The sequence below is a fragment of the Microbacterium sp. ABRD28 genome, assembly GCF_003850245.1.
Lineage (GTDB): Bacteria > Actinomycetota > Actinomycetes > Actinomycetales > Microbacteriaceae > Microbacterium.
Map to the genome: position 1 here is coordinate 631,082 of NZ_CP031015.1, position 22,963 is coordinate 654,044.

The window sequence follows — 22,963 nt, forward strand, 5'->3', positions numbered from 1 at the left end:
GGATGAGCGCGTGCGGTGGGATGAAGACATGCTCGCGGTGACCGAGATCCTGCAGCCGGGCGTCGGCGCGATCCCCGGTGACCACTACCTGCGCGCGACGCCCGAGACGGTGCTGTGGGGGCGCCTCCCGTGCGAAACGGATGCCCCGGTGCTGCGCATCCGCTCGGGGGAGTCGGTGACGATCGACACCGTCAGTCACGAGGGCATCCTCGAAGATCACGGCAAGGACCCGCTGGGGTACTTCACCGACCAGGGCGTCGCGCCCGAGGCCGTGCTCGACGACGCGATCGCGATCGCCGCGCAGCTCTCACGCGACCCCGCGACCGACGGTCCTCACGTGGTGACCGGACCGGTCTTCGTCGAGGGCGCGAGCCCCGGTGACGTGCTGCGCATCACCGTGGAGAAGCTCGCGCCGCGCGTGCCGTATGGCGTGATCTCCAACCGGCACGGCAAGGGAGCGCTCATCGGCGAGCTCCCCCGCGGGGACGGGCACGTCAGCGTGTTCACGCCTGTCGAGAAGCGCGCGGGCCGGCTGGTGGGTCTGCTGCCGATCGTCGACGGCGGCGACCGGGTGGTGTCGTTCCCCCTCGCGCCGTTCCTCGGCACGATGGGGGTCGCCGTCACCGGACCCGAGCGCCCCCACTCGGTGCCGCCCGGATCGCACGGCGGCAACATCGACATCAACCTCCTCGTCGAGGGGACGGCGCTGTACCTCCCCGTCCAGGTCGAGGGCGCGCTCGCCTACGTCGGCGATCCGCACTTCGCGCAGGGCGATGGCGAGGTCGCGCTGACGGCGCTCGAGGCGTCGCTGCGCGCGACGCTCCGCTTCGACGTGATCCCGCGCGCGCAGGCGCTGGTCGAGTTCGGCGAGCTGGGCGGCCCTCTCGTGCGCACGCCCGACTACCTCGTGCCGACGGGTCTCGACCCCGACCTGAACGAGGCGATGCGCCGCTGCGTGCGCGCGGCGCTGACCCTCATCGAGGCGCGGTACGGCATGACCGAGCACCTCGCCTACGCGTACCTCAGTGCTGCGACCGATTTCGACATCTCGCAGGTGGTCGACATCGTGTGCGGCGTGCACGCCCGCATCCGGGTGTCGGATTTCGAAGGACGGACGGATGCCGCCGGCCCGGCGTCGCGCGAGGTCGCCGCTTCCGACCCCTTCGACCGCACCGTATGGCGCACCGTCGGCGACCCGCTGTGGCAGGGTGCGTGGGAGGGACCGCTCGTGGGTCTCACCGTCGCGGTGAAAGACCTCTTCGCCATCGCGGGGTACCGGATCGGTGCGGGCAACCCCGCCTTCCTCGACGAGGCCCGGCCCGAGAAGACCACCGCTCCCGCGGTCGCCGACCTTCTCCGGGGCGGAGCGTCGCTCCGCGGCATCGCGCGCACCGACGAGTTCGCGTACAGCATCGCCGGCGACAACGCCCACTACGGCACCCCGCCGAACCCCGCCGCTCCCGGTGGACTGCCCGGCGGCTCGTCGAGCGGACCCGCCGCCGCCGTCGCCCTCGGCCACGCTGAGGTGGGCCTCGCCACCGACACCGCCGGGTCGATCCGTGTGCCCGCGTCGTACCAGGGCCTGTGGGGGCTCCGCACCACGCACGGCCTCGTCCCGCGGCAGGGCCTGGTGCCCCTCGCGCAGTCGTTCGACACGGTCGGGTGGCTCGCGCGCGACGGAGACACCCTGCAGCGGGTGGCCGACTGGTGCCTGAGCTACGACTCGTCGGCATCGACCGAGAACGTCTTCGGCGCCTCCGACGACGACCTGCCGTGGCGCTTCGTCGTGCCGTCCGAGGTGCTCGCGGCCGCCGATCCCGAGACCCGTGCGGCCTTCGAGGAGCTGCTCGCGCGGCTGTCGCGGACGGATGCCGCAGACGTCGCGACCGTCTCGATCGGCGACCTCGACGACTACCTCGTCCCCTTCCGCACCGTGCAGGGCGCCGAGGCATGGCGCAATCACGGCGAGTGGGTCGAGAGGCATCCGGGCGCGCTCGGGCCGGCTGGCGCGGAGCGCTTCCGCGTGGCATCCGGAATCACCCCCGGAGAAGAGGATGACGCCCGCCGCGCCCTCGCCCCCCTGGCCGCACGCCTGCAGGCGCTCACAACCGAGGCGGTGCTGCTCATGCCGACGGTGCCCGGGCCCGCGCCGCAGCGCACGGCCGCCGGTGCCGACATCGACGCGGCGCGCACCGCGACCCTGCGCATGACGACACCCGCGGCTGTGGCGGGCCTGCCGTCGCTGTCGGCGCCGCTCCTCCGGGTGGCCGCCGTGGGAGGGGCGCCGGCGCCTGTCGGCGTGTGCGTCACCTCGCGCGCCGGCACCGACGTCGCCCTCGTCCGCCTCGCCCGTCGCCTCGCCGAGGCGGTGGGCGGATGACCGCTCAGACCACGACTCCCTCGCCCACTGACTCAGGACGCGCCATGACCCACCTCCCCGGCCCCATCGCCCCGCCCCCGCGCCTGCTCATGGGCCCCGGCCCGATCTCGGCGTACCCCAGCGTGCTGACGGCGATGTCGGCGCCGCTCGTCGGACAGTACGACCCCTTCATGACGGCGACGATGGCCGAGACGCAGGAGCTGTACCGGCAGGTGTGGCGCACCCGCAACGAGGCGACGGTGCTCGTCGACGGCACGTCGCGGGCGGGCATCGAAGCGGTGCTCGTCTCGCTCATCCGCCCAGGCGACCGCGTGCTCGTGCCGATCTTCGGTCGGTTCGGGCACCTGCTCGCCGAGATCGCCGAGCGCGCGCTCGCCGAGGTGCACACGATCGGCACCGAGTGGGGGCAGGTGTTCCCCGACGCCGTGATCGAAGAGGCCGTCGTGCGGGTGCGCCCCACCCTGCTCGCGCTCGTGCAGGGCGACACCTCCACGACGATGAACCAGCCGCTCGCCGGGGTCGGCGAGATCTGCGCCCGCCACGGGGTGCTGTTCTACACCGACGCCACCGCGTCGCTCGGCGGCAATCCGTTCGAGGCCGACGGGTGGGGACTGGATGCCGCGACCGCAGGCCTGCAGAAGTGCCTCGGCGGCCCCTCGGGGTCGGCGCCGGTGACGCTGTCCGACCGCGCGGTGGAGATCATCCGGTCGCGGAAGCGCATCGAGGCCGGCATTCGCGAGGAGGGCGACGAGGCGGCATCCGATTTCATTCGCTCGAACTACTTCGATCTCGGCATGATCCTCGACTACTGGGGCCCGCGGCGGCTCAATCACCACACCGAGGCGACCTCGATGCTCTACGGCGCGCGCGAGTGCGCGCGGCTGCTGCTCGAAGAGGGCGCCGACAACGTGCTCGCGCGGCACGAGCGCGCGGGCGCGGCGATGCTCGCCGGCGTGCAGGGGCTCGGGCTCGTCGTGTTCGGAGATGTGGCGCACAAGATGACGAACGTGGTCGCCGTCGAGATCCCCGAGGGCGTGGTCGGCGATGCGGTGCGGAGCGACCTGCTCGAGGACTTCGGCATCGAGATCGGCACGTCGTTCGGGCCGCTCCACGGACGCGTGTGGCGGATCGGCACGATGGGGTACAACGCTCGCGAGGACGCGGTGCTCACCACCCTAGCCGCGCTCGAGGCGGTGCTGCGACGCCACGGGGTCGCCGTGCCCGCCGGGGGCGGGGTCGAAGCGGCGACCGATGTGTTCCGCGGTGCGGGGGATGCGGTGTGGACCGCGCACGCGTGACGCGTGCGGGCGTGATGACGCCGGCAGAGCGCGTGATGGCGCGCTGCGATGAGCTCGCCCGCATCAGCAGTGCCGAGGGCGGCATCGAGCGGGTGTACCTCTCGCCCGAGCACGCGCGGGCGAATCGGCTGGTGGCGGAGTGGATGCGCGAAGCCGGTATGACCACGAGACAGGATGCCGCGGGCAACCTCGTCGGGCGGGCCGGGCCGGCGGCGGGGGAGGCGCCGGCGCTCGTGCTCGGCTCGCACCTCGACACCGTGCCCGGCGCGGGCCGGTACGACGGGATCGCCGGGGTGCTCATGGCCATCGAGGTGGTGCGCGCGCTGCGCGCGAAGGCGCTCCCCTTCGCGCTCGAGGTCGTCGCCTTCTGGGATGAGGAGGGCACGCGCTTCGGCCGCGCGCTGCTCGGCTCGTCGGCGGCCGCGGGCGCGTGGGACCCGGGGTGGTGGGAGCTGACGGATGCCGCGGGCGCGACCCTGCGCGAAGCGTTCCTCGACTTCGGTCTCGACCCCGGGCGCATCGGCGACGCCGCGCGTGCTCCGGATGACCTCGTCGGATATCTCGAGGCGCACATCGAGCAGGGACCCGAGCTCGACGAGGGCGACGAGCCGCTCGCTGTGGTGTCGTCGATCGCCTCGGCGCGGCGGTTTCGGCTCGACATCGCCGGCGAGGCCCGGCATGCCGGCGGCACTCCCTACGACCGGCGGCGTGACGCGTTGCTCGGGGCGGCCGAGATCGCGCTCGCCGTCGAGCGGGTGTGCCGCGCCGAGCACCACATCGTCGGCACGGTCGGCGAGCTGCAGATCCACCCCGGGGCGATCAACGTGGTGCCGGGCGACGCGCACCTGTCGCTCGACCTCCGCGGCGAGTTCGACGGCGACCGCGACCGGGTGTGGAAGGTGATCCAGGACGAGGTCGCCGCGGTCACGGCGCGCCGGGGCCTGACGTGGTCGGCGCGGGAGGTGCACGAGGCATCGGCAGTGTTCTGCGACCCGCTGCTGCAGAATGTCGTCGGCGAGGGGATCCAGTCGGTGTCGCCGGCGCGCGCGGGCGAGGCGCCGACCCTGTTCAGTCGTGCGGGCCACGACGGGATGGCCTTCGCCGCGGTGACGGCGATCGGCATGCTCTTCCTCCGCAACCCCGACGGCATCAGCCATCACCCCGACGAGGCGGTGTCGGCGGCGGACGTCGACCTCGGCATCCGTGCGCTGACCGCGGCCGTGCGTGCTCGCGCGGCAGCCTGATCGGCCCGCGGTCAGCGACTCATCCCAATCTCCATGGGCTGTCGCGGAGGAGGCACCATCGTCGAGCACTTCAGCGGGCGGGTCATACGCAGACTGGTGGCTCACCCGGTATGCCAACGCCCTAGACGTCGAGGTTCCCTCACCCGGCGACTTCACCCGCGCGGCAGCATGCTCCGCAAACGCGCAGACACCTGATGCCACCGCGCCCGTTCGAGGACCGGCTTTCGGACGCTGGCCGAGCGAGGCGAGACCCGGATTCGCCCCGTTGCGATCTCCGCTAGGGCACGAAGGTGCTGCTGTTTATTCCAAGTTCGAACAAGTCGCCACCCCAGAGGATCTGAGCGACGACGATCCCCACCCCGGAAGCGACGATCACCGCGACGATCGCCAAGGCGATGCCGCGCTTGCCATAACTCCACCATCCCAGTACCGACAGCAAAATGAGCCCGGTCAGGTGGGCAAGGACGAGCGGCACGCCCCCGACGGCCTCCGCGAAACCCGCCATTGTCGTGCCGGCGGATAGCGCCTTGGGCTGTTCCGCCTGCGCTTCGAACTGAGCGAATCCGTACCAGACCCACGCGACAGCCGACGCGATCACGCCAAGCGACGCCAGAATCCAAAAGCCCGTCCGCGTGCCACGTGAGCCGCGATCAGACTTCACCACTGCGACGGCACTCACGAGGGCAGCCTACTCAGTACGCGCCTGCCAGACCCGAGCGCTCGCGGACCAGCGTAGGGACGAATGCGGACCGCCGCCCGGATAGTGTCGAGCCGTGTCTGACGTGGTGAGCGCATACTCCCGTAGAGCAGCCGAGTACAGCGAGCTACTCGGTTCGATGACGGCGATGCACCACGCGGACGTGCATCTGATCACCTCCTGGGCGAGCCAATGCGACGGGACCGTGCTCGACGCCGGCTGCGGGCCCGGCCACTGGACAGGGCATCTCGCAGCGGCAGGGGTCGACGCCCGCGGCATCGATCAGGTCCCATCCTTCATCGATCACGCCCGCACGGTTCATCCCGGGACGCCGTTCGAGGTAGGCGACATCGACGCGATGCCGTACCCGAACGCCGAGTTCGGAGGAGTGCTCGCGTGGTACTCCCTCATCCACCACGATCCCGACGACATTTCCCGGCCGTTGGCGGAGTTCGCGCGAGTCCTTCGCCGCGGCGGCAGCTTGCTGGTCGGATGCTTCCTTGGAGGGACGATCGAAGGATTCGATCATGCCGTCGTCAGGGCATTCCGCTGGCCCTCCGAAGCCCTACACGGCCGCCTCATCGACGCGGGTTTCGAGATCCTCGAAACGCACACGCGAACTGGATCACCTGCCTCGTCACCGAAGCCGCACGCTGCGATCATCGCGCGCCGGCACTAGTGCCCATCAAGGATTCTCAAACGATCCAAGCCACCTCACAAGATAGCTTGACATGTGTGTTTATAGTGCGGCACGGTGTCATCAACATACCTTGTAAGATACCTTGGAGCTGACCACATGATCCCAATCACTGTCCATGTCCGCGAGAACCGCGTGGAGGAGTTCTATGTCCGATTCGCCGAGTTCATCGCTGACACACCCGACGTCACCGCCCCACTAATCCTCCCGTCGGGCACGGTCCCCGCCTGGGTCCAGACCGACGAGGCGGGTGCACTTGCGTCCAGGCTCATGAGCGAGATATCGGGGCCCGGAAACTTCGTATTGCGCCATCTCATCGACGGGGCTCGGAAGGGGACCGTCTATCTCAGCCCCGACGAGCTCGCGAAAATGACGCAACATCCCAAAGGCAAGTCCGGCGTCGCAGGCATCCTCGGTGGGGTAGGCAAGGCGATCCGCCGTGCTGATCTACCGATGTACCGGACGCCCAACGGCGGCACTTGGCACTACGTCTGGGACTGGGATGGCGTTCACTACTCGATGACCCCAGAGGTGGCCCGGCTTCTTCGCGCTGCGCGTGTGTAACGTGCGCCGTTCGAATTCCGCCCCGCTTTCGGGCGTGGAGGACCCCATTGCGTGCGGAGAGATTGGCAAAATCCGCGCCCCCGTCTGTATTGAACCGGGGCGAAGGTTCGTTCCACTAGCCGATGTTCCGCGAGACACGTGCTTGCGCGATTCAGTTATCCAGCTGAGGAAACGTGCCCGACGCCATGCCAACTGCCTTCAAATCTCTGAAGAGCCACCGTGCCGCGATCTGACTCGCGGGTCGGCGATGGTGTAACAAAGTCCGCGACAGAATTCGTCACGCCATAACGCGCGAACGGGGTCAGACGGCTGCCTGCGGACCAGGTCTCGCGCATCATGGACTCGACCCAGCTCTTCGAGGAATCGTCTGGGGAGAGCGTCATCAGGGCTCGTCCGTTCTGGGAAAGGTAGCCATTGCGCTCGGCTGCAAGTTCTCTCAACCGCTCCAGTGGCACTCGAGCCGTGACAATACCCGGAGCGCGGGCACCAAAAGACGTCCCTGAGCAGTGCGACAGATCGCCCACGACACCGAAATCTCCGTCCGCGCCAGTGCCCATCGACCATGCGAATCGGCTGAACAGTGAAGCGACAGCTTCGTCGTACGCGACGCAGCCGTGATCGTACGCTTCGGCATAGAACGACTGCAGTTGGACGTCCGAGTAGAGCCCCCAGACCCACCCGCCTGAAGAGCGGGGTCGACGTCGGCCGCCGAAATGCGCGTCGCGGGAACGAGATTCCTGTCCGCTTGCGCACCGCGCGCTGAACCTTGAAGCGCAGGCGAAAGGAACGAGTGAGAGCAAATACTTCGGCCCACGGTCGTGATCCGCTATCGAGGGAAGTGGCGCGCGGTGAAATCGAAGGCTCCAGCGCTCTCCGGCACGCCGATACTCGGCGGGTGCTGAGTCGCTAGGGTGCGGTCTGCCCTTGGGCTCGGATGCTGCTCGGCCCCGCATCGCCGACGACTTACCCTCGCCCGCCAAGGCTACGCTGTCGTTCAGTGCCCACAAAGGGATCCTCGACGTGGCTGGCGAGGCGGGATATGTCCGGAGCCGCATGGGCGCCGGCCCGTAGCCTGTGACGATGGGCGAGGACCTAACGCTGATCATCGAGACCGAAGACGGCGTTGTTCGGCGGAACATCGCCCCTGCCGTGCCTCTTCAGGACGGCGTCGAGCGCGGAATCGCCGCCGAAAGCGCAATCCGATTTGCGGCGGCGTTGTGGGGTATGCCCGACTTCATCTTTGAACCAGCGCACGAAACTAGTGGGAGCGGCGTGCGGGAAGTCGGTGACGGGATCCTCATTACGAGCGGCACCGCGGTCATGATTCAGTCGAAGAGCAGACATCGGCCGGGCGGGACTGCGGAACGCGAATCGAACTGGCTGACGAAGAACATTGTCAAGGGTTTGAAGCAGGGCGAGGGCTCGATTCGCTTCCTTACGGCGAGACCAATCGCCATGGAGAATCGCAGACGCAGGAGGGTAAACATCGACGGCGCGGCTCTCACATGGGTGTCGGTCGTTGTCATCGACCATGATGACGTCCCGGCCGGGTACACGCCTCCCGACCTCCCCAACAATGCGGTCGTAATGCTGCGGCGAGACTGGGAGTTTCTGTTTGACCAGCTACGTTCGGCCCGTTCGGTCGCGGGCTACCTCCGCCGTGTCGTCGGCGAGAACATTGAGCTGGGTACCGAACCCGTGCGTTACCACGAGCTGGCGCTCGCAGACTTAGGGGTTGAGCCGCCCGCCGCTCCAGAGTGGGCCACGAGCGCCTCGATCACGGTGTCGGTGCCTCAGGCGCCGCTTGAGCCAGCGGGATCTTTGGAAACGAAGGCGCACTTCCTGTTGCGGATCATTCAAGAGGACATCGCTCTCTCGCGGGCGCCCGCCGACGACGAGCTGACGCGCATCGACGTGCTCTCACGGCTTGACAGCATTCCAGTGGCTTCCCGAACCGAGCTCGGCGAGCGGCTTCAGTCATACATGTCGGAAGCGAAGCATTGGTCGAAGGAAACTCTGATCACTTCTGCACGAATCTACCTTCCAGTGGAGCCAGGCGAGTTCGAGTCCCCGATCGTCTTCATGGTGGCGTCCAGGTTGAATGACCTTGCGCACATGGTGTTCCGAGCACGTTTCGAGCTGCTGCATTACGACTACTACACGGTGAGCAGTCTCACCGAGCTCATGACTGTTGGTGTTCTCCTTACCCCCGGAACTAAGTCGGGACGCGCGTGGGACACTACGATGCTCGCTGCGAAAGGCGACATGGATCTCGATCCTGCCTACGTCGAGTTCATTCGGGCTCAGCTTGATCGGACCCTGCGCTCCAGATGAGGACGCTGCACCGCTTGCTGGTGGATCGCGGCTGCATTCGACGGTCAGGCTTTCGGGCCGCGCGCGGATAGGGATCCGCGTTGCCCTTATTGAGGAGCGCGACCATGCCGCGCTACCAGCGGTGGAGCACCCCGTTACCCTCAGACCGATCTAACGAGGGTGGATTGACCGTCCAGCCGTATTGCCGGAGTACCTCGGCAGCCTCGTCTTGCAAATCGCGCACGGTCGACCGAAGCTGCATCCGTCGCCACCTCGCCCGACCGGCCTTTATTGCCGCCTCCCAGCCCGGCTTGCTATCGATGCCGAACTCACGCACAAGAAACTCGAGCACATCCTCTAGACAGGGTCGGAAACGCTCTCCGCCCACCGGGAAGTGAAGCGATGACATGTCGTGCGGTTTTCGAACTACGTCGCCGCGAACCGCGTGCGCTCGGCCGAGCAAGTGCGAGAGCGATCCCCGATCGGCGTGAATATGCCAATGAGCGAGCGGCGCGCTCTCCGAAATCTCTGCATCGAACTCCTGCCTGACGAGGGGCGTTCGATCGAGTGTCGAGTGAACGGCGATCTTTGACCGCCAGGTCTTCAGGAACCTGCCCGAGCTGTCGAGCCCGAGGTAGTTCTGTACTCCGAGAGTCGCGAGCTTTTGACCGTCGACATACATCGGGATGTGCTGCTTTGCTGGCTCGTCACCAGCTGGTCGAACCACATATCGACCCCCGTGCGAGATCGACACGATCTGGAAGGTGCCGGGGAGTACTCCAGCGAGCGTGTCCTGAACCTCCTGCGCGAATGCGGCCGCGCGCTGATCCAGGTCGTCCAATGGCGTCTCGTGAGCGGTCAGCTGTCGGCACCGAGGAGGAAAGATATCTCCTCGAGCTCCTCCTTGGCTTCCCATTCCTCGCTCGAGAGGCTGCGTGTCGCGCGGACAGCCTCGAACTCCTCTTCGCTGAGCTCGATGCGATGCAGAATGTCAGCGCGACGAGCGAGCAGCTCCTCACGGGTCACGTCAATCACGGGTGCCATGGCAACCTCCAGCGCTCTCGGAACTCACAGTAGACCACCGAGGTCAGACATCGCCTCAGCGGCGACGACTCGTCGGGTCCGGATGCGTTTGGCGACAACCATTCCGCTATGCGCGACCGCCGTTCAGAATCCCGAGCGCGCGCTGAACCACCACTAACACTCACCGACCGGCTAAAGATCGGTGGGGGTTGAATAAACGTCGGCGGACGGAAGGACGACTCACGCAACCTCACTCGCGAGGATGGCAAGTACAGCCGAAGCCGACGTCGGACAGGCGGTCCGCGGAGATCTTGCCGCAGGCGCGGCACTTGACGTGGTGCGGGTCGCCGCCGTAAGACGGCGCGGTGAGAGGGCCGAGATACTCGAATCCGTGAGCCTCAGCATGGGCAAGTGCCGACGAGTAACTGACAGGCGTCAGATCCCCCCAGTCCCCCTGCATTTGGCGGGCGTCGGCTGCCCACTTCCGCCAATAGCAGGCACGGCAAGTCCCCTCATCCCAGGCGTTCTTGTCAAGTGTGTAACTGAAGCGGTAATGAGCCTGAACACCGCATACGAGGCATTCCGTCAACTGCCAGTCGTCAGGATGGGTGAATGTTTCGAGGGGGCGCAGGCCACCGATGCGCTGAATCTCTTCGACGTGCGAGTGACACCAGGTTGCCTTGGTCCGCGTCCTGAACGCAGCTGTGCTGACGCAGCCGTCGACGGAGCATGTTTGATCGGTTGGAACTGGAGTCCGGCGCAGCGGCCGTGGCAGTCTGGCTGCTGGATCTGGCTTCGGTGCGGGCGCGACGGATGCTGTCGATGAACTCCGGTCGATCAGGTTCATCTGTGTTGCCGCGTGCTGTGCGCCATCGTTGAGCAAAACCTCGGCGCCATCGAGCCGGTTGCCATCGAGGCAGCGAAGGAAGTCGTCCTCCGTCATGACCTCGATCTCTTGGCCGCTGTCCTGCAGTTCGAAGGCTTTCCGCGTCTTACCGGTGATGTTCGAGCCTGGGCGCAGAACGGCCGGGTTGATGTCCCCCACGACCAGCACGTTCGTTCGCTTGGTGGTGCTTTGTTCCGGAATCGCGCCGACCTTGGCGCACTCCTGGCGGGCGGTGTCCCGCGTCATCGACATTAGAGTGCCCGTGAACACTACGACGCGGCCGTAGAGGTATCCGCTGGGATCGGCGTCCGCATTCACTTCGATCGGGGTGAAGTTGCGCCCACCGTGGCCGCCCGCGCCGGTCGCGACGCTGCCTCGGTAGATGCCACGGCCCATCCGGCCGATGCCAACGCCGAGTGAGTCAGCCAGCTTCAGCAGGTCCACCACTTGCTGTTTCGCGGCGAGTCGCCTGGTTACCTCCACGACCGCGGTCGCGTCGGCGAGAGCGTCGTGGTGGTCGGCGAACGCGATTCCCATTGTCTCGGCGAGGAACGGCAGCCGGTAGGTAGGGAGTGCCAGCGCGCGACGAGCCATAACCAAGGTGCAAAGGAATCGAACCTCGGGCCACTCGATGTTGTCGAGTGCGCAGGCATACCGCATCACACCAAGGTCGAATCCCGCATTGTGAGCGACGAGCACGTCGTCGCCGATGAAGTCCACGATGGCGGGCAAGATGTCTTTCCACCGCGGGGCGTCCGCGACCATCTCTGGGGTGATCCCGTGGATGGCCGTGTTCCAACCGTCGAACCAGTCAGCGCCCTCCGGCGGACGGATCAGCCAATGCACTCGCTCGATGACTTGCCCATCTCGCACACGCACCAGTCCGACCGAGCACGGCGAGCCACGAAAGGAATTGGCGGTCTCAAAATCGATAGCCGTGAAGTCAAGCATTCCTCACGCCACCCGAGTTACTGTCCGATGCTTCGTCGTCACCGCTGCCCCCTTCACACGCGCCCGAAACTCAGGCCGACCGGAGCCGATTCTGCCGCACCAGCGACCCAGCCGCTGATGAGACACGTCAACTTCGGGGGTGCTGGCCGGAATCTCTTCCGCATGACTTGTGAAAGCCGCACGCTGACGTCCCCTCGTGTGCATCGCCCGATGAGCGATCCCTATGTTGCAGTGCTCATAACGGGACCGCGAGCGGGAAGATCCGTGCTGCGGGTAGCTCGGTCAGGAAGACTAGCGACCGATCCCCCGAGGTAGCCTTCCGCTGTGGAAGACGGCGACGACAAAACCTTTGAGGTCCAAGGACGTTGGAAGGAAGAGGTCGTGTACTGGGAGGGTTCCCGCGGCTACCTTTTCGACGCCGGATGGGGAGCTAGTCCTCTCGTGCTCTACGTACCGTCGGAAGAAGAGTGGGACTCCGTCACCGCCGACTGGATGATCGGGCGTCGTGCAGAGATCGTCGCGCGGCTGGTCGAGCACTCTGGCCATGTCGTCCGTGAAGGTCCATACTCCGGCCCCGCCGGACGAACGCTAAGTAGGTAGCGATCCCGAGCGAGCATCGCCACGCCAGGTGGCACCCTCGGCGGCATGAATGAAAGACAGATTGGCTATGCCAGGGTTTCCACCGCCGACCAGTACCTCACCTCGCAGCGCGACGCACTGTTGCGCCTCGGGGTCCTCGACTCGAACATCTACGTCGATCACGGACTGACCGGCACCAACCGGGCCAGACCGGGACTGCGCGAGGCACTCGCAGCCGTGCGAGCCGGCGACACCTTTGTGGTCACCAAGCTCGACCGGCTCGCGCGATCGGTGAAAGACGCCCGCGACATCGCTGACGAACTGACCACGAAAGGGCGTTGCGCTCAACCTCGGCGGAAGCAGATACGACCCCACCGATCAAGTGGGACGGCTGCTGTTCAATGTGCTCGCGATGGTCGCCGAGTTCAAGCGCGAGGTGATCAGCATGCGCACAAAAGAAGGGATGGCGGTGGCCCGCGCCAAGGGCCACCTGAAAGGCAAGGAACCCGCGCCGCCCCGATCCTGAGCCTGCGGCTCGCTCATCAGACCTCGGGCTCGGTGGCCGCTGCGCCATCAGCAACGGCATCCAACTCGTCGCGAAGATACCTCGGAGCCTGAACGCGCCAGGCGTCGGTCACGAGCTCGGCGAGATGGCCCGCCGTGATCGCGGCCAGCCGGAAAGCCACTTTCGGCTCGCTCCAGGGTGTGGTCGTCCGCAGGAACACGTCGGGCTCCATCTGGACCAGAGCGAATCCGTCCATCCGGTCCGCGACCTTGACGGCGACGACGAGCTCGGTTGCGAGAATCGCTCGAATGTCGTCGGGGATGCTGGGCCACGGGTGGCACTCCCACGCATACGGCTTCCTCCGGACAAACCAGGCGATGCCACCCGTCGTCGTGCGCTCCTCGCTGCCGGGCAGGCTGTCGGCGATCCTCCGCACGTCGTCGAGGGTGGCCACGGCGCGAGCCTACGCCGACCCCGCGACATCCACGCCCCTCTCGGCTAGCAGACGACTGCTCCAACGCGAGCCGCTCAGGCGTCGGTCAACCTCATCGTCTGGACGGTCTGCCCACCACTCCGAGACGGAGCCGATCGGCCTGGCGCAGCAGATACTGCTGCTCGAGGACGCTGGTCGCTCGGCGCGCCGCCTCTGCATACTCGGATGCCGCGACATCCGCCTCTCCGGCCCGTTCGTGCATATAGGCGAGCGCCGCGTGGAACCTCGGCACCTGGGCATCCACCGCGGCGAGCGCCTTGAGGCCTGCCTGCGGACCATCCGCCTCACCGATGGCGACCGCGCGACCGAGTCGGATGACCGGCGAGTCACCGAGACGGACGAGCTCGTCGTACCACTCGACGATCTGCACCCAGTCGGTCTCCGACGCGCTTGACGCATCCGCGTGGAGCGCGGCGATCGCGGCCTGCGCCTGGTACTGGCCCAGGAGGTCCCGCGCCAGCGCCCCCTGCAGAATGTCGACGCCTTCCGCGATCGATTTGGTGTCCCACAGGGCGCGGTTCTGCTCCGCCAGCGGAATGAGCCGGCCGCCGACCACTCGTGCGGGCCGCCGCGCATGGTGGAGAAGCATGAGTGCGAGGAGGCCGCCGACCTCGGGGTGGTCGGTGAGCACGGCGAGCTGACGCGTCAGGCGGATCGCTTCGAGGGAGAGGTCCACCTCGCCGGAGTAGCCCTCGTTGAACAGAAGGTAGAGGACGCGCAGCACTCGCGAGAGGTCACCGGGTTGGTCCAGCGGGATGCCACCGAGTCGCTGTTTCGCGCGACTGATCCGCTGCGCCATCGTCGCCTCTGGGACGAGAAAGGCGTCGGCGATCTGGCGGGTCGTCAGCCCCGCGACCGCGCGCAGCGTGAGGGCGATCGAGGATGTCGCGGTCAGCACCGGATTCGCGCACAGGAAGTACATCGCGAGCGTGTCCTCGCGCTGTGGAACCGGCCCCGCCTCCGGCTCGTCGGCGTGGCGCTGCTCACGCGCCGCGCGGGCCGTATCGCTGCGCACCTGGTCGAGGAACGCCCGCCACGCGACAGCGACCAGCCAGGCCCGGATGTCTCGAACCTCGTCGAGGTCCGGACGCTCCAGCGCTCGCACCAGGGCAGTCTGGACGGCATCCTCGGCCGACGCGAAATCAGCGCCGCGCCGGACGAGGATGCCGGTGACCTCGGGGATCGCTCGACGCAGAGAGGTGGTATCCGTGATCATCATCCGGCGTCTGCCGGGGGCGCGCCCATCACCTCGCGAAGCTCGAGCCACTCACCAAGCGGCGTGCCGCCCGCCCACGGGGCCGCGGACAGCTCCGAGGCGAGCTCGAGCGCGCGATCGTAAGAGTCCACTTCGATCAGCATCCAGCCCGCGATGAGATCCTTCGTCTCGGCGAAGGGGCCGTCGACGACCGGCGGGCGTCCCTCGCCGTCGAAGCGCACCCACGAGCCGTCCATCGACAGTGCCTCAGAGGAGACGAGTTCGCCGGACGCGAGGAGTCGCTGCTCCATGTCCTTCATGTACTGGACGTGCGCGTTCCACTCGTCCGGCGTGAGCTGGTCCATCGGAACCTGGTTCACCGCAGGGCGACCACCGCGGTAGTGCTTGAGCATCAGGTACTTCGGCATGTCAGCCTTCCGTTCGTGCGGCCCATTCTGGCCGCTTCATGAGTGAGACGGAACGGAGGCCGCGTTCTCGACATCCGCGGGCGGAGCGCTCGCCCAGCGTTGCCTATGAGCTCGCTGTGATGTGCCGATTCTTAGTGGCTCCTCAGAACCCGCTCTTCACGATGTGCCCATGACCACTCTCGCCCCGCGAACGCGCACGACCCCGGCATCTTCCGAGTCCGCTCCTGCGGCGCCGGTTTTGCCGCTCGCCCAGCGTCGCACGCGGCGAGCCGTCTGGCATGCCGCAGCGACCGCGGTCATCTGGCTCACGAGCCTGTTCGTCGTCGCGCTCTGGGTCGTCGGCGGCGGCGTGACGGCCACCCTGGGGTTCAACGCCGACACCCTGACGACGCTCGGCCGGCTGACAGGCCTCGTCGGTGCGAACCTGCTGCTCTACCAGGTGCTGCTGATGGCGCGGATCCCGCTGTTCGAGAGGGGCTTCGGTCGCGAGGCGATCACGCGCATGCACCGCTTCGTCGGATTCTGGTCGTTCTGGCTCATGGGAGCCCACATCGCCCTCCTCGTCCTGGGGTACGCCGCGACCGCCGCCGTGAACCCGTTCGTGCAGCTCTGGGAGTTCGTCTGGGAGTACCCCGCCATGCTGCTCGCCACGGCCGGGACGCTCCTGATCCTGCTCGTCGTCGTCACCTCGATCCGCCGTGCGCGGAAGAAGCTGCGCTACGAGTCCTGGCACCTGCTGCACCTCTATGCGTACCTGGGCGTCTTCCTCGCGCTGCCGCACCAGCTGTGGACGGGCGCCGACTTCCTGTCCTCGCCCGCGGCGACGGTCTACTGGTGGGCACTCTGGGCCGTGGCGGCGGCATCCGTCCTCGTTTTCCGGGTCGCCATCCCACTGGTTCGGTCCGCGCGCCACGGTGTGCGGGTGCACGCGGTCGAACCCGATGGTGGCAACGGCGTGACCGTCCACATGACGGGCCGCGACCTGCACCGCCTCGGCGCACGGGGAGGCCAGTTCTTCGTGTGGCGGTTCATGGACGGCGCCGGCTGGACGCGCGGCAACCCCTTCTCTCTGTCGGGCGCGCCCGACGGAGAGTCGCTGCGGATCTCGGCGCGCATCGCCGGTGACGGCACTCAGCGCCTCACGCGCCTGCGCCCCGGCACGCGGGTGCTCATCGAGGGCCCCTACGGCCACATGACCGGCGACGCGCGGAAAGGGTCGAAGCTGCTCATGATCGGCGCCGGCGCCGGAGTGGCGCCGCTCGTGTCGCTCCTGGAGGAGCAGGCATACCGTCCCGGTGACGCGATCCTGCTGACCCGTGACCACACCGAGCGCGACGCGCTCCGCCAGAGCGCGATCGCGCGACTTGTCGCCGAACGAGGTGTGCGTCACGCCGGGCTGTCCGGTCCCCGCAATCCCGGCGCATCGTCGTGGCTGGATGCCGGCCACGCCGCGTGGCGGGGACCGGACCTCATCCGCTACCTCGCCCCCGACATCCTGGCCTACGACGTGTACGTGTGCGGTCCCGTCCCGTGGATGAGCGCCGTCATCCGGGACCTCAAGCGGGCCGGAGTCCCGGGCGACCGCATCCATTCCGAAGCTTTCACCATCTGAGCCCGACCCAGGAGCACACCATGAAGAAGATCGTCTACGCCGTCCTGGTCACCCTGAGCGGTCTGGTCATGCTGCTCAGCTACCGCACCTCACTTGAGGCAGTGCAGCCGCTCGCCGTGGCGGACACGACCGCCTCAACCGGCACAACCGTCGCCCCGAGTACCGGCACGCAGAGCTCGGACGACGAGTCGACCGAGTCCGGCGACGACGAGTCGACCGAGGAGGGCGCGTCGTCCACGAGTGGATCCACCTCGAGCTCGTCCGGCTCGTCCTCGTCCTCATCCTCCGGGTCGACGGCCACCGCGAGCGGCCTGACCGACGGGACGTACACCGGCGGCGCGGCGAACACGCGCTACGGCGCCGTGCAGGTTCAGATCACCGTGTCCGGAGGCGTGATCACCGACGTGCAGGTGCCGCAGTACCCGAACAGCAACCGCGAGGACCAGCGGATCAATGGCCGAGCGCTGCCGACCCTGGTCGCCGAGACGACGCAGGCCCAGAGCGCACAGATCGACATGGTGTCGGGTGCGACCTACACCAGCCAGGGCTACATCGCTTCGCTGCAGAGCGCGATCGACCAGGCGGGCGCCTGATGATCGCGACCGGATCCGCGGCCCTCACCCGTACGGTGCGCGTGGCGGAGATCATGGGGATGCCGATCAGCATCCACGCGCTGAGCGCGGGCGTCGCCGACACGCAGATCGAGCAGGCTGTCGCGGCGTGCTTCGGCGAGCTTTGCGAGATCGACCGGGTGTTCTCGACGTACCGCGCCGACTCCGACATCAACCGCATCGCCCGCGGGGAGCTCGCTCTACGGGAGGCCGACCCCCGTGTCTCCGAAGTGGAGGCGGCGTGCCGGGCGGCGGCGGTCGAGACCGGCGGCCTGTTCTCGGCCACCTGGAGCGGCACGTTCGATCCGACCGGGTTCGTGAAGGGATGGGCCGTCGAGAACGCCGCCCGTCGTCACCTCCAACCGCTCCTCGGCGCGGTCGACGCGGTCGGCATCAACGCCGGCGGAGATATGCAGCTGTTCGCCGCCGACCGCTCGGCATGGATCTGGAACGTGGGGATCGCCGACCCCCGGAATCCGGGCCAGGTCATCGCGACGCTACCGGTCCGCACCGGGGCCGTCGCGACCTCCGGATCGGCCGAGCGCGGCGCGCACATCATCGACCCGCGGACCGGTGCCCCCGCACGCGGCGTCCTCAGCGCGACGGTGGCCGATGCGAGTCTCGCCCGTGCCGACCTCTGGGCCACGACCGCGGTGATCGCCGGCTTCGACGACCGCGCGTGGATTCCCCGCGCAGGCACGCGGACCGGCATCCTGATCGCCGCCGACGGCCGCGTCACCCGTTGGCTCGACGGCACTCCGGTCGACGTGGTCCCGCCCGGAACGCTGCTGGGCTGACCCGTCAGGAGGCGAGGGGTAGCCGCAGCAGGAAAGTGGTCCCGGCATCCGAGGTGCTCTCCACCTCGATGCTGCCCCCCGCTCGCACCGCGACATCGCGGACGAGCGACAATCCGAGACCGAAGCTGCGCCGACGGCCGCTCTCGGCCGACCGCGAGAACCGCTCGAACACGTCTGCCGGTGAGATCCCGCGGATGCCGGAGCCCCGGTCGACGACCCGGATCGCCGCTGTCCCACCCTCCCGTGCGGCGCGCACCCTCACCTCCGCCCCGCTCGGCGAATGCTGGACCGCATTGTCCAGCAGCGCCACGAGCACTCGCGCGAGCGTCACCGGCGGCAGGGTGACCGTGAGCGGTCCTGCCGGTTCGGACCGCAGCGACACCCCCGCCTCGAAGGCCAGGGGCTGCACCGACTGGATTGCGCTCGCGACGGCGTCATCGACGGATGCCGCGGCCCGGGCGCTCGCGCCGCCCTCGGCCGCGAGCAGCAGGTCGCTCAGCACATCGTTCATCATCGCGGCATCCGTCCGCAGCTCCTGGAGCGTCTCGTCGATGGGCTCCCCCCGCTCATGCCGCCGCTGCAGGAGCTGGATGCGGCTCGTGAGCGCCGTCAGCGGAGTTCGCAGTTCGTGCGACGCATCCGCAACGAAGTTGCGCTGCATCCGGAGCGCTTCGCCGAGGGGCCGAACCGAGCGCCGTGCCGCGAACCAGGCGACGGCGGCGAGCAGGACGACGCCGATCACCCCGAGCACGATCACCGCAGGGAGGATCCGGTCCACGTCGATGACGAAGTCGTCGTCGCCGCCGGACCGCGGGAACCCTTCCTCGTGATCGCCGCCCTCCGGACGCCGATTGAGCACGATGACGGCGAGGAGCAGGCCGACCCCGCCGGCGATGATCAGCGCAGAGGTGAGGGCGACGGTCAGTCCGATCGAGACCGCGGCTCGCCGCACTCGGGCGCGGTCGTCCTGCGCGGTCACGAGGGGTGCCCCGCCCGGTAGCCGCGCGCGCGGACGGTCTCGATCATGTCGCGGGTCGACTTCCGCCGGACATAGTGCACGTACGTATCCACCGAGCTCGTCGTCTCGCCCTCGCGGAAGACCGAGCGCAGGATCTCCTCCCGCGAGAACACGTGCTCGGGGCTCGCACTGAGGAGTTCCAAGAGTGCACTTTCGGTGGCGGTCAGGGCGATGCGATACCCGCCGGGGTCGTACAGCGCCTGCGACGCGGGCGTGAACGTCCACTCACCCAGACGCCGCCGCCCGGCATCCGCGTCGAAGCCCCGCCGCAGGGAGCGCAGCCGCGCAAGCAGCTCCTCGTAGTCGAAGGGCTTCACGAGGTAGTCGTTCGCTCCTCCGTCCAGCCCGCTCACGCGGTCATCCACCGAGCCGAGTGCGGTCAGCATCAGGATCGGCGTCGTGATGCGTGCCGTCCGCACGGCGCGGATGAACTCCACCCCGTCCATACCCGGCAAGCGCCGGTCGACGACCATGACGTCGTAACGTCCGTTCAGTGCGAGCCGCAGTCCCGCCTCGCCCGTGGTCGCGTGATCGACCCGGTACGCCTCGGAGAGCACTTCGATCGTCATCGTGGCGATGCGCGCGTCGTCTTCGACGTACAGCAGCGCGCCACGGGTGGCATCCGTGTCCGAGCTCATCACACCTCCCCGTCGGGCTGGCTCCGAGACTACGGCCCGAGCCGATGCACCGCCTGTGACGGCCCGTCAGGTGAGTGCACCGGTCGTTCCGGCCCCGCTAGAGTCGCGTCGACGAAGAGGAGAAATCTGAGTGAGCAAGGCGCCGGACGCAGCATCGTCCTGGGATTCGCAGGGGTGCGCGGTCTGTCGTCGCCAGTGGGAGACGGCCGAGCGACCGCGCTTTCTCGCGGAGAACGTCGGGGATCGTAGCGAGCTGTACTGCTGCGCGGTATGCGGGGCCCTGTGGTTGATGACGGAACGCGCGGCCGTCGTCGTGCAGCCCGAGGCCATCCGATCCACCTACCCCGGGGTCTTCGAGTCAGCCGGAGGGCACCCGGCGAGTGGCGGGGCCGAACCCGACCCCGCGCGTGCGGCCGCTTCGGCTGCAGACTCGTCTCGACCAGATGCGCCAGCGAGGGACGACGGAGTTCAGTATTGGCGGCACTCCGTGGCATCCACAGATCACTACTTCCGGCTGGTGAACGGTCGTGACTTCATCCTCCGGGGCGATCAGTGGGTGCCGTATGACGCCTACAAGTCCGGGCCGAGCTGGTGGCGACTGACGGGTGAGCCCGACGCTGACGTCATCACTCGCGGAGACCTGCCGCCCGACGCGCCGAGGTGACTGTCGGGGCGTTAGGGTTGCCGGATGCTCCGTCTCATCGCCCGCATCTATTGGGCGTTCAGCAGATGGACTCTCGTCACCGAGCCCGCACCCGCCCGGCCCACCGTGGTCCTGGGGGCACCGCATACCTCCAACTGGGACTTCGTGCTCATGCTGGGGATCGCATGGCGCCTGAAGATGCGCTTCCGCTGGTTGGGGAAAGAGAGCCTCTTCCGTGGCTGGCGGGGCCCGATCATGCGTGCGATCGGCGGCATCCCCGTCGACCGGTCGAACCCCGCTGGCGTGGTCGACGCGCTCGTCAGCCGCATTCGGAACGGTGACGTGTTCGGCCTCGTCGTGACGCCGGAAGGAACCCGGGGTGGCGTCGCCCACTGGAAATCGGGCTTCTACCGAATCGCCCGCGAGGCGGGCCTCCCGGTCACGCTCGGCTACGTCGACCGCACCACCATGACCACCGGGCTCGGGCCGACACTTTCGCTCACCGGTAACGTCGGCGCGGACATGGACGCCATCCGCGCGTTCTACGCGGACAAGTCGGGCATGCGTCCGGCTCTGCGCGTCGAGCCGCGGCTGCGCGAGGAGGACGATCCTCGCCCGGCCGCATCCGCGTAGCCGAAGCACACGTCGATCGCTGAGCCCACGCCGAACCGGCTTCGCGTCGTCGCTCAGCCGCAGCTCAGACGGTGCTGTCGAGCACCAGGCGGGTCGTTTCCGCTGGCTGGTCCCAGTGTGGGAAGTGACCGCAGTTCTCGAACCAGTGCAGCGTGGCATCCGGGAACAACTCCGTCGCGCGCGCTGCCTCGCTCGGAACGGTGACTCTGTCCTTCCGCCCCCATCCGATCACCATCCTGCCCTTGAGTGAACCGGCCGGCGCGCCTGCCTGGCGAGGCCCGTGAATGAGGGCGTCGAGAGCGGGATCGAGGCTGCGTGATGTCTTGAATCCCCGGAGCTCGTGCAGCACCAGATCCTGCGGCAGCTTCCAGGGATGAGCGGAGAACTGCAACAGCAGGGCTGTACGGCCCACGCGGTTGCCCGTGAGGAAGGGAAGCGCCGGTTGTATCCGGCGCACCAGAGCGACAGAGGCCTTGATACTCGCCCCGAAGATCGCAGCCTGGCGGTCGTTCCAGAACCCACCAGGCGCCAGTGCGACGGTCGTGCCCGCATGCCCGCGACGCGCCATCTCCATCGCCATCCGTGCGCCCATGGAGCTGCCGACCACATCGATATCACCCAACTCCGCGTCGCGGACGAAGGCTTCGACAGCATCGGTCAGCGTGGCTATCGTGGTTTCCCCGCTCAGCGGCTCGGACTTTCCGCACCCAGGGAGGTCGACGGCGATCACCTCGCGTTCGGCTGCCAGTGCCGGGATGATCGGGGCCCAGTTGCCGCTACTGGAACCGAGCCCATGAACCAGGAGCAGTGGTTTGCCGGAGCCTTGCCGGGTCGAGTGCAGCATGGGTCCAACGTAAGGTGGCGGGGTGCGCCCGCCGGGGCCGTTGCCAAAAGGGCACCGAGGGCATACGCATCCTCTTTCGATCTCACGCAGGCGATGCGCGCGCAGCGGTCTGGGCAGGGACCGATCCGGAGTCGGCCAGCTCTGCACCGGGAGGATCGTCGGCCATTAGCATCGATCGATGAGTAAGAATGCGGTCATCATGCATGGCACGGGCGGCAATCCGGACGTGCTCTGGTACCCGTGGCTGGATCGGCAGCTGACCGCGCGCGGCTATCAGGTGGAACGCCCGTACTACCCGAGTCTGAACGTCGAGCCGATCTCCACGTTCCTGCCGAAGGTGCTCGACGGTCGTCTGTTCGACGCGGACACCGTGCTGGTGGGCCACTCCGGCGGCGCCGCACTTCTACTCGCAGTGCTGGAACACCTGCAGGCTCCGGTGGCCCAAACGATCCTGGTCGCGGGCTACGCGACCAGACCCAACGACTCCGACGAGCCGGTGCTGCAGGATGTCTACGACTGGGACCGGATCCGCGCCAACGGCGGAGAGATGTACTTCATCAACTCGATCACCGACCCGTACGGGTGCGATGCCACGCAAGGTCGGCTGATGTTCGACAACCTCGGCGGCACCCAGATCGTGCGCGACGAAGGCCACTTCGGCGACTTCAACCAGCCCTACGACACCTTCGAACTCATCGATCGGCTGATCGTGCCGATGCAGTCCGAGCGCAACGACGCTGAGCCGCACATACCTTCCGCCGGAGAAGCGGTCGTTCCTGAGATCGAGGTCGACGAGAACGCCGCGCCGCGACCCGAGGAAGAGGTCGCCGACGTCGCCCGCGCGGACGTGCAGTCTCGACCAGGTGGCTGAGCGATCTCGGCCGGGCGATGTGAAGGCCGGTGAACAGCCCTGC

The 22,963-nt window shown here is 67.8% G+C and carries 22 protein-coding genes and 2 pseudogenes; 14 read left to right on the forward strand and 10 right to left on the reverse strand.

Going from position 1 to position 22,963, the window contains the following annotated elements; genetic code table 11:
* Positions 1–28 precede the first annotated feature (28 nt).
* From DT073_RS16025 to DT073_RS03220, 4 genes and pseudogenes are all read left to right on the forward strand, one after another.
* Positions 29–1,105 (forward strand): annotated as a pseudogene (locus tag DT073_RS16025) (acetamidase/formamidase family protein); the annotation flags it as partial.
* Positions 1,094–2,380 (forward strand): amidase family protein, encoded by a 1,287-nt coding sequence (locus DT073_RS03210; RefSeq protein WP_276310453.1) that lies wholly within the window; start codon positions 1,094–1,096, stop codon positions 2,378–2,380. The pseudogene DT073_RS16025 and the gene DT073_RS03210, both read left to right, overlap by 12 nt.
* 44 nt (positions 2,381–2,424) lie before the next feature.
* Complete coding sequence (locus DT073_RS03215; RefSeq protein ID WP_124292085.1) at positions 2,425–3,678, forward strand: pyridoxal-phosphate-dependent aminotransferase family protein; 1,254 nt, start codon at positions 2,425–2,427, stop codon at positions 3,676–3,678.
* On the forward strand, positions 3,660–4,922 hold the full coding sequence (locus DT073_RS03220; protein ID WP_240638710.1) for an allantoate amidohydrolase: 1,263 nt from the start codon (positions 3,660–3,662) through the stop codon (positions 4,920–4,922). The genes DT073_RS03215 and DT073_RS03220 overlap by 19 nt, the downstream gene beginning before the upstream one ends.
* 277 nt (positions 4,923–5,199) lie before the next feature.
* Here DT073_RS03220 and DT073_RS03225 read toward each other — a convergent pair whose 3' ends face one another.
* Entirely contained in the window at positions 5,200–5,601 is a 402-nt protein-coding gene (locus tag DT073_RS03225) for a hypothetical protein (protein WP_240638711.1), read from the reverse strand.
* 94 nt (positions 5,602–5,695) lie between these two features.
* Between DT073_RS03225 and DT073_RS03230 the strand changes: the two genes are divergently transcribed.
* From DT073_RS03230 to DT073_RS03240, 3 genes are all read left to right on the forward strand, one after another.
* Complete coding sequence (locus tag DT073_RS03230) at positions 5,696–6,298, forward strand: class I SAM-dependent methyltransferase (RefSeq protein WP_240638712.1); 603 nt, start codon at positions 5,696–5,698, stop codon at positions 6,296–6,298.
* Between the two features lie 117 nt (positions 6,299–6,415).
* The gene (locus DT073_RS03235) at positions 6,416–6,880 is read left to right on the forward strand and encodes a hypothetical protein (RefSeq protein WP_124292086.1); all 465 of its coding nucleotides are present in this window, start codon (positions 6,416–6,418) and stop codon (positions 6,878–6,880) included.
* Positions 6,881–7,960: 1,080 nt separating this feature from the next.
* On the forward strand, positions 7,961–9,214 hold the full coding sequence (locus DT073_RS03240) for a hypothetical protein (protein ID WP_124292087.1): 1,254 nt from the start codon (positions 7,961–7,963) through the stop codon (positions 9,212–9,214).
* A 112-nt stretch (positions 9,215–9,326) separates the two neighbouring features.
* Here DT073_RS03240 and DT073_RS03245 read toward each other — a convergent pair whose 3' ends face one another.
* The 3 genes from DT073_RS03245 to DT073_RS03255 form a co-directional block, all read right to left on the reverse strand.
* Positions 9,327–10,034: a hypothetical protein gene (locus DT073_RS03245; protein WP_124292088.1), complete on the reverse strand. Its 708-nt coding sequence runs from the start codon at positions 10,032–10,034 to the stop codon at positions 9,327–9,329.
* A 17-nt stretch (positions 10,035–10,051) separates the two neighbouring features.
* Positions 10,052–10,237 carry a hypothetical protein gene (locus DT073_RS03250; protein ID WP_124292089.1) on the reverse strand — a complete coding sequence of 62 codons (186 nt, stop codon included), beginning with the start codon at positions 10,235–10,237 and terminating at the stop codon, positions 10,052–10,054.
* A 229-nt stretch (positions 10,238–10,466) separates the two neighbouring features.
* A complete protein-coding gene (locus tag DT073_RS03255; protein WP_124292090.1) occupies positions 10,467–12,053 on the reverse strand; it encodes an exonuclease domain-containing protein in 1,587 nt (528 codons plus the stop codon).
* Positions 12,054–12,698: 645 nt separating this feature from the next.
* On the opposite strand from DT073_RS03255, the pseudogene DT073_RS03260 reads away from it, so the two are divergent.
* Positions 12,699–13,140: pseudogene (locus tag DT073_RS03260) on the forward strand (recombinase family protein); the annotation flags it as partial.
* A 34-nt stretch (positions 13,141–13,174) separates the two neighbouring features.
* Here the strand turns inward: DT073_RS03260 and DT073_RS03265 are convergent.
* The 3 genes from DT073_RS03265 to DT073_RS03275 all read right to left on the reverse strand — a co-directional run bounded on the left by DT073_RS03265 (position 13,175) and on the right by DT073_RS03275 (position 15,253).
* Positions 13,175–13,591 (reverse strand): MmcQ/YjbR family DNA-binding protein, encoded by a 417-nt coding sequence (locus tag DT073_RS03265; protein ID WP_124292091.1) that lies wholly within the window; start codon positions 13,589–13,591, stop codon positions 13,175–13,177.
* A gap of 91 nt (positions 13,592–13,682) precedes the next feature.
* Positions 13,683–14,849, reverse strand: a complete 1,167-nt coding sequence (locus tag DT073_RS03270; protein WP_240638713.1) for an RNA polymerase sigma factor — start codon at positions 14,847–14,849, stop codon at positions 13,683–13,685.
* Complete coding sequence (locus DT073_RS03275; RefSeq protein ID WP_124292092.1) at positions 14,846–15,253, reverse strand: YciI family protein; 408 nt, start codon at positions 15,251–15,253, stop codon at positions 14,846–14,848. The genes DT073_RS03270 and DT073_RS03275 overlap by 4 nt, the downstream gene beginning before the upstream one ends.
* A 169-nt stretch (positions 15,254–15,422) precedes the next feature.
* On the opposite strand from DT073_RS03275, the gene DT073_RS03280 reads away from it, so the two are divergent.
* From DT073_RS03280 to DT073_RS03290, 3 genes are read left to right on the forward strand one after another with little or no spacing between them, the layout of a single operon-like run.
* Positions 15,423–16,865 (forward strand): ferredoxin reductase family protein, encoded by a 1,443-nt coding sequence (locus DT073_RS03280; protein ID WP_124292093.1) that lies wholly within the window; start codon positions 15,423–15,425, stop codon positions 16,863–16,865.
* A 20-nt stretch (positions 16,866–16,885) separates the two neighbouring features.
* Positions 16,886–17,458 (forward strand): FMN-binding protein, encoded by a 573-nt coding sequence (locus DT073_RS03285; RefSeq protein WP_124292094.1) that lies wholly within the window; start codon positions 16,886–16,888, stop codon positions 17,456–17,458.
* The gene (locus DT073_RS03290) at positions 17,458–18,273 is read left to right on the forward strand and encodes an FAD:protein FMN transferase (protein WP_124292095.1); all 816 of its coding nucleotides are present in this window, start codon (positions 17,458–17,460) and stop codon (positions 18,271–18,273) included. The genes DT073_RS03285 and DT073_RS03290 overlap by 1 nt, the downstream gene beginning before the upstream one ends.
* Before the next feature lie 4 nt (positions 18,274–18,277).
* Here the strand turns inward: DT073_RS03290 and DT073_RS03295 are convergent, their stop codons facing one another.
* Complete coding sequence (locus DT073_RS03295) at positions 18,278–19,252, reverse strand: sensor histidine kinase (RefSeq protein WP_124292096.1); 975 nt, start codon at positions 19,250–19,252, stop codon at positions 18,278–18,280.
* Positions 19,249–19,929, reverse strand: a complete 681-nt coding sequence (locus DT073_RS03300) for a response regulator transcription factor (protein ID WP_124292097.1) — start codon at positions 19,927–19,929, stop codon at positions 19,249–19,251. Before DT073_RS03300 ends, DT073_RS03295 begins: the two co-directional genes overlap by 4 nt.
* A gap of 487 nt (positions 19,930–20,416) precedes the next feature.
* Here DT073_RS03300 and DT073_RS15795 point away from each other — a divergent pair, with 487 nt between their 5' ends.
* Positions 20,417–20,593, forward strand: coding sequence for a hypothetical protein (locus DT073_RS15795; RefSeq protein ID WP_164478134.1), 177 nt, complete (start codon positions 20,417–20,419; stop codon positions 20,591–20,593).
* Positions 20,594–20,617: 24 nt separating this feature from the next.
* Positions 20,618–21,205 (forward strand): 1-acyl-sn-glycerol-3-phosphate acyltransferase, encoded by a 588-nt coding sequence (locus DT073_RS03305; RefSeq protein WP_124292098.1) that lies wholly within the window; start codon positions 20,618–20,620, stop codon positions 21,203–21,205.
* Positions 21,206–21,269: 64 nt separating this feature from the next.
* On the opposite strand, the gene DT073_RS03310 is transcribed toward DT073_RS03305, so the two are convergent.
* Positions 21,270–22,049: an alpha/beta fold hydrolase gene (locus tag DT073_RS03310; RefSeq protein WP_124292099.1), complete on the reverse strand. Its 780-nt coding sequence runs from the start codon at positions 22,047–22,049 to the stop codon at positions 21,270–21,272.
* 178 nt (positions 22,050–22,227) lie between these two features.
* Between DT073_RS03310 and DT073_RS03315 the strand changes: the two genes are divergently transcribed.
* On the forward strand, positions 22,228–22,920 hold the full coding sequence (locus DT073_RS03315; RefSeq protein ID WP_124292100.1) for an alpha/beta hydrolase: 693 nt from the start codon (positions 22,228–22,230) through the stop codon (positions 22,918–22,920).
* The last annotated feature ends 43 nt before the right edge of the window (positions 22,921–22,963 follow it).